Raw genomic sequence first — 13254 nt, 5'->3', positions numbered from 1 at the left:
GCATCTCATGTTACAATTCTTTAAATATGTCCTGGCCACTTTTGTCGGCATAATCATTTTTCTTTTCGCTTCCTTTTTCATCCTTGTGGGTATCGGTTCCATGCTTTCGTCAGATGACGAGGTCGTTATAGCAGAAAAATCTGTCCTTAAATTAGACCTTAACAAACCGATACAGGAAGTAGGCGTCGAAAATCCTTTTGCTGAAATCGGCGGGCCGTTTGGTGGCAATGAAAATGCGGTCGGACTGAAAGACATTATCGAAGCCTTAAAAAGCGCTCAGAAAGACGATAACATCAAAGGCATTTACCTGAAAACAGAAGGACCGGAAGCCGGATGGGCAACATTGGAGGAGATCCGGAACCAACTTTTGGAATTTAAAAAATCGAAAAAATTCATCGTTACTTACGGCGAATCTTACTCCGAAAAAGGCTATTACATTGCTTCAATAGCCGATAAAATTTACCTGAATCCTGCGGGTGGCATGGAATGGAACGGTCTTTCAGCCGAATACAGCTTCTTTAAGGGCACTTTTGACAAGCTGGACATCAAGCCATTGGTGTTCCGGGTAGGTGAGTTCAAAAGCGCGATCGAGATGTTCTCGCGTCAGGATATGAGCGATTCGAGTAAAAAGCAGTCTCTCGAATTAATTACAGCCATTAATGGCAATTTTCTTAAAAATATATCTGCCTCCCGTAAAATTCCGGTTGCTGAACTAAAAGGACTTGCCGATTCCCTTGCCGTTGACAATCCGAAAGCTGCATTGAAATACAAATTTGTGACAGATCTGGGTTACCAGGACGAATTGGAGTCCTATCTGAAAAGGGATTTGAAAATAGAGGATAAGAAAAAGATCACTTATGTGGGTGTAGATAAATATCTGAAAGGCGGCAGCAAGGTTGATGAGGGGGATTTTAACAAACGCATTGGCGTGCTTGTAGCGGAGGGAGAAATTACTTCCGGCGATGGCGGCGACGATAATATCGGCTCTGACAAATTTGTAAAAGAACTGAAAGAGATTCGTGAAAACGACAAAATCAAAGCGGTCGTGATTCGGATCAATTCCCCTGGCGGAAGCGCGCTGGCCTCTGATGTCATGTGGCGAGAAATACAAATTACAGCCAAAAAGAAGCCTGTTATTGCTTCCATGTCTGATGTGGCAGCTTCCGGCGGATATTATATGGCTATGGGTTGCGACAAAATTGTGGCACAGCCGAACACCATAACGGGTTCAATCGGGATATTTGGCTTGATTTTCAATGTCTCGGATTTCATGAATAACAAGCTTGGGGTAACATTTGACGGCGTGGGCACCAGTCCGCATGCTGACTGGCCTACTGCAACCCGCGACATGACGGAATTCGAAAAATCAATGATCCAAAAGAGTGTCAACGAAGGTTACGAGACATTCACCAAAAAAGCAGCAGCTGGCAGAAAAATGTCTGTTGAAAAACTAAAAAGCCTGGCACAAGGACGCGTTTGGTCTGGTGTTGAAGCCAAGGAAAACGGCCTAGTGGATGTTTTGGGCGGTGTGGATGATGCCATCAAAATTGCTGCAAAGGCGGCGAAATTGGGTGAAGGCGATTATCGTGTGCGTTATTATCCTGAAAAGAAAAAGCCATTTGACGAGCTGGTAACCAAAATGATGGGCGATGAGGAAGAAAAAGCATCGACAAAGGCACTTGGTGAACTTGCTCCATATGTCAAAATGTATAAAAAGCTTTTGAACATGGGCGGAACACAAACCAGAATGCCTTTCGAACTTGTAATTCGCTAAGCGTTTCTGTTAATCGACGATCAGCTCACCGGTTTCTTCATCAATTTCTTTTCTGACAATCAGTACGGCGTGTTTATTGGGAGCAATTCCTACGCCGTCCTGTTTGGCATAAACCTTCGTAAATTCTGCTCCAAAATAAAGAATAATAGAAGAATAGTAAATCCAGGTCAGCAGGATAACGATCGAAGCGGAAGTGCCGTATGCTGCACCAAGGTCAGACTGGCCCAGATAAAAACTGATCACAAACTTGCCTATCAGGAACAGAATAGCCGTAAAAGTTGCTCCTACCATACACTCCTTCCATCTCAGCTCGCCATCCGGTAACACTTTGAAGATCACTGTGAACAGCGCAGTAATAATGGTCAGAACCAGCGCCAGGTTTACAATGTAGAAAAGTATGACAGAACCTTCTGAAAAGTATCTTTCCAACTGATTACTCAGCACATCAACCAAAGCACTTGCACCCAGCGACACAACAAGCAGAAAGCCGAGCGTAAGGATCAGTGAAAAGGATACGAGCCGGTTTTTAAGATATTGAAGCCATCCTTTTTTTGGTTTGGATTTGATAGCCCAGATGTAGTTGATCGAATCCTGCATTTCGGCAAAAACCCCCGTCGCACCAACCAGCAATGTTCCGATCCCTATCGCCGCAGCCACACCGGACTTGTTGGAAAGCTCTGCGTTTTTAAGGATTTCCTGCAATTGCTGAGCTGCACTCGCGCCTACCAATCCTCTGATCTGGTCAAACAACTCACCTTGAATGGCATCCCGCCCGAAAAAAATGCTGAACACCGAAATGATGACCAGCAACATGGGAGCCAGGGAAAATATCGTGTAGTAGGAAAGAGCTGCACTCAGTTTCAGCCCGTTATCATTCATGAACTCACCGAAACTTTCTTTGAGGATGGAGAAATACAGCTTTACGTTTTTCATACGATGTTTTACTAATTCAATATTACTTTCGAATCAGCAAACAGAAATATCCATGCCAAAGCAGCAATCTGAACGGGCTTATAACAGCAAACCGGCGAGCGTCGCCGACATGTAGGAAGCCAATGTCCCACAAATGAGTGCTTTAAATCCCAGCCTTGCCAGGTCGGCGCGGCGTGACGGTGCGAGTTCTCCAATCCCTCCTACCTGAATGGCAATGGAGCTGAAATTTGCAAAACCGCACAATGCAAAACTGGTGATCACGATGGTTTTATGATCCAGTGTCTCCTTCATTTTCACGAGATCAAGATAGGCCACAAACTCGTTGATTACCATCTTTGTCCCCATTAACGAGCCAGCAGCCTCGATATCCTTCCCGGGAACGCCCATGGCCCATGCAAAAACGGAGAAAACTTTACCAAGCACAAAGTTGAAACTCAACTGTGGAAAAGCAAACAAACCGCCAATCAAGCCCAGCAAATAATCGAGCAAGGCAACCAATGCGATAAAGCCGATCAGCATGGCTATGACATTAAAACCAACCTTCAAACCCTCGCCTGCTCCCGCTGCGATGGCATCCAGCAAGTTTGCATGCGTTTTCTGGATTTCCAGCTTTACGACGCCTTTTGTGTTTGAAGTCTCCGTTTCAGGAAAAACGATTTTTGAGATAACCAGTGCACCCGGAGCAGCCATTAAACTGGCAGCGATAAGATAAGGAGCCGGAACGCCCAATGAAATATAAACAGCCATTACACCGCCCGCTATACACGCGAAACTTCCTGTCATAGAAGCCATTAACTCGGAGTTGGTCATGTTTTTCAAATAAGGCTTAATCATAATCTGTGCCTCCACCTGACCTACGAATGTGCTGGCAACATTGGAAAGAGCTTCTGCACCACTTACACCCATAAGCCAGTAGACGCCGCGCGCGATGACAGATACCACGCGTTGCATAATGCCCAAATGGTAGAGCATATTCACCAGAACGGCAACAAAGATGATAGTAGGAATTACTTTAAAGAAGAACACAAAGTCATTTCCAGGACCAAATGCACGTTGCATCAAATCGGGACGAACGAGCGTTCCGAATACAAAATCGGCGCCCCTGTCGGAGAATGAGAGTAATTTTTGAACTTTATCGCCCAGCCATTGAAAGATCCGCTGGCCGGTTTCGGTACGAAGAATAAATACAGCCAAGCCAAATTGAAGTCCCAACCCCACGCCTACTGTCCGGTAATTAATCGCCTTTCTGTTATTCGACATTGCGAATGCAATGCCCAGGATCAATATGATACCCAGCAGTCCCGTAAATCTTTCCATAAATTGTTAAGTCGCCCTTTGCCAAAAGGTGCAAAATAACAACAAATTAATTGGAAGATGCGAAATGTGTAAAATATACAGGATTATGCCGGAGATTATTTGGCAGCGATAATGGCCTCAGCCGGCATGGCCAGTTTATCGGATTGTCGATGTACGATTTTCCACTCATTATTTTCCCGGCGGAAGACAATCGTAACATTCAGGTCAACTTTAATGCCATCTTGAAGTGTGTAATGCTCTTTTTGAAGAACATATCCCTGCTCAGGGCCAGCTTGACTAGCGATTTTTTCTAATTTGAAGTTGCTATTACCAGCCATTTTCTGAACAAAGGAATCCAGACTTTTTTCGACCGATTCCCAACCTTTGTATTCCTGTCCATCCATTGCGCAAAAATTGCTTACATCTTCCGAGTGCGACCAAAGCGATTTGTAGATGGAAGCCCGGCCCTTAGCAAGCTCTTGGTTGCCTTCCTGTAATTTCAGCACGGCTTTATCGAATGCGCCGGATTCCTGACCTATATTTTTAACTGAATGAACCTGGGCGGGGTTTAATGTTGAAACTTGCCCGCGTGTTTTGGTTCTGTATTTAAATGAGGAGGCAATAAGGATGAGTAAGATGAAAACGGCGATATTACGATTCATGGCTAACAGACTTTAATTCTAACTCGAATTATAAGACAAATATTCACTGTAGAAAACTAAGAAAATAGCGTATTAATACCTGTTTCCAGCACATCATGCTCCTTAATTACGTGATTTGTTCAAAAAAAGTATACAGCGGACAAATAAAATGGGAGAGCAGGTTACCCCACTCTCCCAATCGAACCTTAAACATTAAACTTTTTAGTATCCCAAAACAGGAGATAGCCACTTTTCAATTTCTTCCAGAGGCATATCTTTTCTCCTTGCATAATCCTCAACCTGGTCTTTAAATATCTTACCAACAGGGAAATAACGGCTGTCCGGATGCGAAAAATACCAGCCGCTCACGCTGCTTGCGGGATACATGGCATAGCTTTCCGTCAATGTAATGCCGAGCTGTTCTGCTTCTAAAAGATCGAAAAGCATCCGCTTTTCTGTGTGGTCCGGGCAGGCTGGATATCCGGGTGCAGGACGAATGCCCATATAGCTTTCCTTAATGAGGTCTTCGTTGCTAAATGTTTCATTTTTGGCATAACCCCAAATCTCCTTCCGAACGCGTTCATGCATTAATTCCGCCAATGCTTCCACCAAGCGATCCGCCAGCGCCTTCACCATAATGCTGTTATAGTCATCATGGTCCTTTTCATATTTATCCAAAAGCGCTTCGATGCCGATGCCCGCAGTAACTGCAAATCCGCCTATATAATCGGTTTTTCCCGTTTCAAGTGGTGCAATAAAATCTGATAAGCAATAATTGGCCAGATTAGACGCTTTTTGAGACTGCTGACGCAAATGATGTAAAACCGCCGCCGTATCCGCAACAAGCTCCCCTGCATTGAGATTCTCCGTTGCCGGTTGACTGATCAGATATTCGATATGTTGATGTGAGCCATGCCTTTCGCAAGACACTTCGCGGCTTTGCTCTTCAAAATGATGCAAAACAATGTCATCCTGAATTGAATTAGCTGGCCAGAAACCGATTACCGCCTTCGCTTTAAGCGTTTTATCCCGGATGATTTCGCCTAGCAGCACCGCAGCATCCTCGTATAGTTTAACTGCTTCCGCTCCAACAACTTTGTCTTCAAAAATCTTGGGAAACTTGCCGTGTAACTGCCACGTCTGGAAGAATGGTGTCCAGTCAATGTATTTGGCAATGTCATTCAAATCATAGTCATCATAAACCCTTGTTCCCAAGAATTGCGGCTTGGTCGCCTGGAAGCTGGTCCAGTCAATTTTTGCTTTATTTTCTCTTGCTTTTGCAATGGGGACATGCGCTTTTTCTCCCCCGCGTTTGGCATGGTCGACTCTCAGCTTGGCGTATTCAGCCTTAATGTCTGATAGCACATCAGCCTGACTCTGATCACTTTGGATCAGTTTACCAGCGACCGGAACAGATCTGGAAGCATCGAGAACATGAATAACCGCACCGGAATAATTCGGGTCTATTTTAACTGCCGTGTGTATACGCGAAGTTGTTGCACCACCGATCAAAAGCGGCATTTTAAAGTTTCTGCGCTCCATTTCTTTGGCCACACCAACCATTTCGTCGAGCGAAGGCGTGATTAATCCTGAAAGACCAATAATGTCCACATTATGCTCAATAGCGGCGGCGAGGATCTTATCCGTAGGCACCATTACGCCCAGATCGATAATTTCGTAATTGTTACAGCCCAGCACCACGCCCACAATGTTTTTGCCAATGTCGTGAACGTCGCCTTTTACTGTGGCGAGCAATATTTTTCCGGCTGAATTATTGCCCTCACTTTTTTCCGCCTCAATGTAAGGTTGCAGATAAGCAACCGCTTTTTTCATTACACGAGCTGATTTCACAACCTGCGGCAGGAACATTTTTCCTTCGCCAAAAAGATCACCCACAATGCTCATTCCGTCCATTAACGGCCCTTCTATCACTTCCAATGGTCTGGCAAACAAGTGTCTGCATTCCTCTGTATCCTCATCAATATAATCCGAAATCCCTTTTACCAAAGAATGCGAAATGCGCTCTTTAACCGGCAATTCTCTCCATGAAAGATCAGGACCGCTTTGTGTTTTTCCTTTGTCTTTTACTGTCTCTGCATAAGCAACAAGGCGTTCGGTTGAGTCGGCGCGACGGTTAAGCAGCACATCTTCAACCAGTTCGAGCACATCTTTCGGGATTTCATCATAAATGCCAATTTGCGCAGCATTAACAATTCCCATATCCATTCCGGCACGGATTGCGTGGTATAGAAATGCCGTGTGAATGGCTTCACGCACCGGTTCATTTCCCCTGAAACTGAAAGAAACATTGGAAACACCACCCGAAACTTTCGCATGCGGAAGATTTTCCTTGATCCAACGAACAGCATTGATAAAGTCAACCGCGTAGTTATTATGCTCCTCCATTCCGGTTGCAACCGTCAGAATGTTCGGATCAAAGATGATGTCCTCAGCTGGGAAACCAACTTCTTCTGTCAAAATGCGGTAAGCCCTTGAACAAATTTCAATGCGCCGTTCCAGGTTATCAGCCTGGCCTTGCTCGTCAAATGCCATCACAACAGCCGCCGCGCCGTAGCGAAGCACTGTTCTTGCGGATTCCTTGAATTTCTCCTCGCCTTCTTTCAAAGAGATCGAGTTAACGATCGACTTGCCCTGCACACATTTCAATCCCGATTCTATCACTTCCCATTTCGAAGAGTCGATCATTAGGGGCACTTTGGAAATATCAGGTTCAGAAACAATGAGGTTAACAAAGGTCTTCATTGCCTCCACGCCGTCGATCATCCCTTCGTCGAGGTTGACATCGATCACCTGCGCACCGCTTTCGACCTGTTCGCGGGCGATGGCAAGTGCTTCGTCGTATTTGCCTTCACGCACGAGCCTGGCGAATTTTTTTGAACCGGTTACATTGCAACGCTCCCCAATGTTCACAAAATTGCTCAGCTTATTGATCTTAACCGGCTCTAAACCAGATAGTTTCATCACTGTTTCGCTCTGCGGCAATGTTCTTGGGCTATATTTTACAGATAGGTCCGCAATCACGCGGATGTGCTCCGGCGTCGTTCCGCAGCAGCCACCGATAATGTTGACCAGATTATCTCTCAAAAATCCATCAACCACTTCGCCCATCTGCTCGGGAGACTCGTCATACTCACCCATTTCATTCGGCAAACCTGCATTCGGGTGAGCAGAAGTAAAAAATGGGGCCTCTTTCGCCAGAATTTGCACATATGGACGCATCAGATCGGCCCCTAATGCGCAGTTCAAGCCTACTGAAAGCAATGGTAAGTGAGATACAGATGTCAGAAATGCTTCTGTCGTCTGCCCTGATAATGTTCTTCCGGAAGCGTCGGTAATTGTTCCCGATATCATGATCGGCAATGCTTCGCCGGGTTTATTTCTCCATGAATCGAGGCGCTCTATTTTACCATTTTTAGCATCAACGAAAAATTGATCGATAGCAAAAAGTGCAGCTTTCGCATTCAATGTATCAAATATGGTTTCAACGAGCAGCAGATCGCAGCCGCCATCCGTAAGACCTTTAATTTGCTCATAATAAGCTTCAACGAGCTGATCAAAGCTAATCGCCCGATAACCCGGGTTATTAACGTCCGGCGAAAGTGAAGCCGTCCGGTTGGTAGGTCCGATAGAACCTGCAACGAAACGCGGCTTGTCCGGATCTTTTTCTGTGAACTCATCCGCAACTTCCCTCGCAAGGCGCGCAGACTCAAAGTTCAGTTCATAAACCAATTCCTCCATGCCGTAATCGGCCATGGCAATGGTGGTTCCTGAGAATGTATTGGTTTCGGCAATGTCTGCCCCTGCCTCAAAATATGCAGCGTGAATGGCTTTTATAATGTCAGGGCGTGTTAGTGAAAGCAGGTCATTATTCCCTTTTACATCACGCGGCCAGTCCTTGAAACGCTCGCCCCTGTAATCGTGATCTTCCAGCTTATACCGCTGGATCATCGTTCCCATCGCACCGTCCAGTACGAGGATACGGCTTTTCAGGATTTCACGGATGTCTGCGTTTTGCGTTGCTACCATTGTGTTGTATTTCTATTAGCTGAATAATTTTAAGCGGAAGGATTCCAATGTCAACTGGAAAGCAAATTTAACCTAATAGATGTTTTGTTCAAAAAAATCAAAAAGTTCAGACTAATAGTCTACGTCCATTCCAATCGACAAATTATTTATCTATATTCGATCAGTTCAAAAAGTAATTAAAGATATTCTATCTATGTATAATCCCGACGAAACAGATGCTAAAATCCTGCATTATCTGCAACAGGATGCGACCTTGAAAACAAGGGAATTGTCGGAAAAGTTAAACCTATCTTATACGCCTGTCTATGAACGCGTTAGGAGACTGGAAAAGGAAGGGATTATTAAGAAATATGTTGCGCTTGTAGATCGCGAAAAGGTAGGCAAGAAGTTGATGGCTTTCTGCAACATTGCTTTGAAAGAACATTCCAAATCGATGGGGGAAAAATTCGTGAAAGCTGTTGTGGCCATGCCCGAAGTGATGGAATGCTTCAACATTTCGGGTGATTACGATTTTTTGCTTAAAGTCGTGGTGGATGATATGTCGCAGTATCAGCAGTTTTTAATGCAAAAACTGGGTTCGCTTGAAAATATCGGGAGCACGCACAGCCTGTTTGTCATGGGCGAAATCAAAAATTCTTCCGCACTGGAAATGCACGTCCAGAAAAAATAAATACGGCACCAGAAATTCCAGGCCGTATTCCAACTCACCCCTAACAAATTTTTTAATGTCTTTTGAATGTAAGGACATTCTCTAACTATTTACGTTCCTCACAAAGCAGCTGTTGCAAAATTTGCCACTTTTTTCGCCAGGAAAAGGGCTTTAACATTTTTTAAGAATCTTCACAAATTTAAATGCTCAACTTTTGCAACAGAATTACGGCAATATCCGTAATCCTAATTAAGCAATCAATCCCTGACAATCTGATCCTCTAACTTTGCTCTTCGGACGAAAAATATCTTTTAACGAAAACGACTTTGAGACCGTCGTCGCTGCGTGCATTGCTGGTAACAACCAGGCGCAGAGACATCTCTATAAACAGTTTTTTGGCTATTCTAAAAGCATTTGCCTGCGTTACACATCGACAACCGAAGAGGCTGAGGAAGTTTTGAACGAAGGCTTTTTGAAGGTTTTCAATAATTTGGGTAAATATGATTCCAATCACCCGTTCAAGGCCTGGCTGAGAACGATCATGGTGAACACGGCGATCAGCTATTACCGCAAGCATAAGAAGCATAATGAAGATATGGTTTCGCTGGAAGATGCTCCATATCCGAAATTTGATGAAGATATTATCGGGCAGATCACCGCAGATGAGATCCTGGAACTGATCCAGAAAATCAAGCCGGTTTACAAGAATGTGTTTTTACTTTATGTAGTCGACGGCTACAACCACCGCGAAATTGCAGATTTACTACAAATAAATGAAGCCACTGTACGCTCGCATTATGTGCGTGCAAGAGCGCGTTTGCAGCATTTGATTAAACAATATTACCCAAATCTCTATCCAAGCGATTGGGCCGTAAAGTCATTAAGAGGAAATGAAAACTAATAGATTTGAAGATACTATACGCCGGAAATTAGAAAGTATAGAACCAGACTTTCAAGAGAAGGATTGGGCAAAAATGCAAAATTACATGCAAGCCCACAATCCTCCCACTTTTTGGCAGCAGCACAGTTCCTGGATCGGTTACGCCGCCGCAGCTTCGGTTTCGACGGTGATGGCTTTTATGTATGTGAGCCAGCGCACGCAAAACTACAACCTGACGGCAGACGTCAAAAACCTGCAACACCAGATCGAGGCGATCAAAAATATACCTTCTGAAAAAACAGACACGGTGTATTTAATGCAAAAGGCAGGTGATTCTGGTGAGTTGGTCGCGGTTTCGAAAGAAAATCTGACTCAGCAAAGCCAGGTCGATGCCAGGCTTGCCGCCGAGCCTGAAGACGTGCAGCAGCGACTTGCAGAGCGTAAAATTTTAGTCAAACCAAATGCGGTTTTTGCAAAGCGTCAATCATTAATTGCTGAAAATGCATCGGTTGCAGACAACGCAAGTATTGCAGACAATGAACTGGTTACCAACCATGCGAATGGAGGAAACGGATCCGTAACTGACCAACTGACGGTTCCATTCGAAGCACCATTGGATATGCAGCGTGCCATCGCATTCAGTAACGGCAGCTCGCAGGCTTATAAAATGAAGTATAACCTGGTAAACCGCATTTCTTCGCGCCAGTACAAACAGGCGCTTCTTGCCCGTAATGCGAACACATTGCCTGTCGCTAATGCAGTGAAAGGCACCGAACAGGTGGCGCAGGCCGAAACGGTCATCCCAAAACTCGACTTGAAAGTGCCTTACAGATTCGGTGTAGGTTTTCAAACAGATCGCGTCGGTAAGGCGAAAAGCGTTTCCGGAGAAGTTCTGGTCGGAAGAAAATTCTCGATTTCTGCCGGGATAAGCTGGCTGAAAGTGAAGCCGATGGAGTTTTTCAATGAGAAATTATTCCGGGAAAAAAGCCGCCGCGATTTCCGCGAAAGCCTTCCCGGCGAAGTGCCGGCGGCATTGCACGTCTATAACATTAAGGTTGATCCTACGGTTGTACAAATTCCTTTGACCGTTGCCTTCCGGAACAACATGAAAGACAACTGGGCCTATTATGCGGGCGCAGGCACCAACATTACCGTTTCTGCAAAAGAGAAGATTACATTCGACGCCAAGTCGCCAAACCTTGCGTACCTGAACCAGCATTTCGAAGCCAAGTCGGATGTACCATTGATTAATTCTGTGAATCTAACGATGGGCGTTGAGAAAGCCTGGTATCCGATCGTTGTGCAGGCTGAGGGATATTTGTACACTTACTTTAACCAGCTCAATCCTTTGAGCCAGTCCGCCGGGCCGGGCGTGAAAGTCAAGCTGATGTATCAGATAGGAGGAAAAATGTAAATAAGCCTCTTCAACTTTCAGGAACAATAAATAGATTCTTGTTCCTGAAAGTCCTATTTTTGGCTTTTATTTACTCCCCTATTATACCTGACTTTTGAAATTCGCTGCAATAGATATTGGATCCAACGGTGCCCGCATGCAAATCTCTTCGGTGTTGCATGACGAGGGAATTTCCCGTTTTAAGAAGGTTGAATATGTCCGTTTTCCGCTAAGACTTGGCCACGATGTTTTTACAGAAGGCCGGATAAGTCCTAACAGCGAAGACCGGATGATGAAGCTTATGCTTGCATATCAACTTTTGATGGAACTGCATGAAGTGGACGATTACATGGCTTGCTCAACTTCGGCCATGCGCGAAGCAGACAACGGTTATGAGGTCCGCGAACACATTCAGCAGCGCACCGGCATCCACATTCAGATCATCGACGGCCAGAAAGAAGCAGAGCTGGTTAATAATGTTGTGGTTAAATCGCTGAGCGACGGCCAGTATATCCACATTGACGTGGGCGGCGGCAGTACTGAGCTGAATGTTTATAAAGACAGGCAAAAAATTGCTGCCAAATCGTTCAAATTGGGCTCAGTAAGACTTCTGGAAGGAAAAGAATCTAAAAGCTCCTGGCTTAAAATAAAGGAATGGATCAATCAGTATGTCGACTATTCCCTGCCCATCGAGGCCGTTGGAACAGGTGGTAACATTAACAAATTATTCGATCTTTCATCAAAGCTTTCCGAAAGCTCCACCAGCCTGGACGAGATTGAAAGAATGCGTGACTACATTGCCTCTTTCACACTGGAAGAGCGGATTAATAAACTACAACTTAACCCGGACCGTGCGGATGTAATTGTTCCTGCGGGCGACATTTACACATCTGCAATGAAATGGGCGGGTGCTAATGTCATTCACGTGCCTGACGTCGGCCTGAAAGACGGCATGCTGCAATTACTTTACGATCGGGCATGCCGCAAAAAAAAGCCCGAGGTTAAGCCCGGGCCTTTGTCAGCGTAGTGTTAATGTTATCAGGTTACCAAACCTGTTCAAGATCCTTTGCAGAATATTTGTGATTTCTCTCAACAAAAACAGAGTCTTTCGCTTCGCGTTTCAATGCTAACGGGTTTTTCTTGCCTAATTTGGCGATAGCCGCAACCGGGAAAAGGATCACGAAAAAAACCAGGGATAACAATATCCGGCCATTGATCGCACCCAAAATCTCTGCAATCTTGTACCATCCTTTTACGATCAGGTCTCCTGCCGCGGGGATTGCGATACTTAATACACCAACAGCCGCCGCTGCCATAAGAAGATACGGATACTTAGAGCCGAAAATAAAGTAGAAAACGACTAAGCCTGTAACGATGACCAATTGCGCTTTGGCCTTATCTGATTCACTCATTTGATATTTGGGATAATTTAAATGCAGTGGCTTTGAAAACCACTGCATCAATTTTTAAAAGTCTAACTGATCGGATATACTAGAATAGGGTGTAGATGAAAGGAGCAACCGCTGAACCTCCACCAATAACAATCAGGACACCGATAAGCAGTAAAACGACAATCACAGGAGCCAACCACCATTTCTTACGCTCCTTCATAAAGGCAAACAAGTCTGTCAAAAAATCCAT

11 protein-coding genes are annotated in these 13254 nt (G+C 44.8%); 5 read left to right on the top strand and 6 right to left on the bottom strand.

Annotation, left to right across the window (positions count from 1 at the left end):
• Positions 1-7 precede the first annotated feature (7 nt).
• The gene (gene sppA, locus L0660_RS09620) at positions 8-1774 is read left to right on the top strand and encodes a signal peptide peptidase SppA (RefSeq protein ID WP_235159300.1); all 1767 of its coding nucleotides are present in this window, start codon (positions 8-10) and stop codon (positions 1772-1774) included.
• 9 nt (positions 1775-1783) lie between these two features.
• Here the strand turns inward: sppA and L0660_RS09615 are convergent, their stop codons facing one another.
• The 4 genes from L0660_RS09615 to metH form a co-directional block, all read right to left on the bottom strand.
• Positions 1784-2707 (bottom strand): YihY/virulence factor BrkB family protein, encoded by a 924-nt coding sequence (locus L0660_RS09615; protein WP_235159299.1) that lies wholly within the window; start codon positions 2705-2707, stop codon positions 1784-1786.
• Between the two features lie 78 nt (positions 2708-2785).
• On the bottom strand, positions 2786-4024 hold the full coding sequence (locus L0660_RS09610; RefSeq protein WP_233797210.1) for a NupC/NupG family nucleoside CNT transporter: 1239 nt from the start codon (positions 4022-4024) through the stop codon (positions 2786-2788).
• A gap of 95 nt (positions 4025-4119) precedes the next feature.
• Positions 4120-4665: a nuclear transport factor 2 family protein gene (locus L0660_RS09605; protein WP_235159298.1), complete on the bottom strand. Its 546-nt coding sequence runs from the start codon at positions 4663-4665 to the stop codon at positions 4120-4122.
• A 201-nt stretch (positions 4666-4866) separates the two neighbouring features.
• Positions 4867-8691 (bottom strand): methionine synthase, encoded by a 3825-nt coding sequence (metH, locus tag L0660_RS09600; RefSeq protein ID WP_235159297.1) that lies wholly within the window; start codon positions 8689-8691, stop codon positions 4867-4869.
• Between the two features lie 193 nt (positions 8692-8884).
• On the opposite strand from metH, the gene L0660_RS09595 reads away from it, so the two are divergent.
• From L0660_RS09595 to L0660_RS09580, 4 genes are all read left to right on the top strand, one after another.
• Positions 8885-9361: an Lrp/AsnC family transcriptional regulator gene (locus tag L0660_RS09595; RefSeq protein ID WP_082215697.1), complete on the top strand. Its 477-nt coding sequence runs from the start codon at positions 8885-8887 to the stop codon at positions 9359-9361.
• 265 nt (positions 9362-9626) lie between these two features.
• Positions 9627-10241 carry an RNA polymerase sigma factor gene (locus tag L0660_RS09590; RefSeq protein WP_026628354.1) on the top strand — a complete coding sequence of 205 codons (615 nt, stop codon included), beginning with the start codon at positions 9627-9629 and terminating at the stop codon, positions 10239-10241.
• A gap of 85 nt (positions 10242-10326) precedes the next feature.
• Entirely contained in the window at positions 10327-11634 is a 1308-nt protein-coding gene (locus tag L0660_RS09585; protein WP_235159296.1) for a hypothetical protein, read from the top strand.
• 94 nt (positions 11635-11728) lie between these two features.
• Entirely contained in the window at positions 11729-12640 is a 912-nt protein-coding gene (locus L0660_RS09580; protein WP_026628356.1) for a Ppx/GppA phosphatase family protein, read from the top strand.
• A gap of 16 nt (positions 12641-12656) precedes the next feature.
• Here the strand turns inward: L0660_RS09580 and L0660_RS09575 are convergent, their stop codons facing one another.
• Both L0660_RS09575 and L0660_RS09570 read right to left on the bottom strand, forming a co-directional pair.
• Positions 12657-13025 (bottom strand): SxtJ family membrane protein, encoded by a 369-nt coding sequence (locus L0660_RS09575; RefSeq protein WP_026628357.1) that lies wholly within the window; start codon positions 13023-13025, stop codon positions 12657-12659.
• A 79-nt stretch (positions 13026-13104) separates the two neighbouring features.
• Positions 13105-13254, bottom strand: coding sequence for a DUF5989 family protein (locus L0660_RS09570; RefSeq protein WP_169719989.1), 150 nt, complete (start codon positions 13252-13254; stop codon positions 13105-13107).

The sequence above is a fragment of the Dyadobacter sp. CY351 genome (assembly GCF_021502625.1).
Classification (GTDB): Bacteria; Bacteroidota; Bacteroidia; order Cytophagales; family Spirosomataceae; genus Dyadobacter; species Dyadobacter chenhuakuii.
Note: the sequence above shows the minus strand (reverse complement) of the source record. Positions and strands in the feature narration are given on the sequence as shown.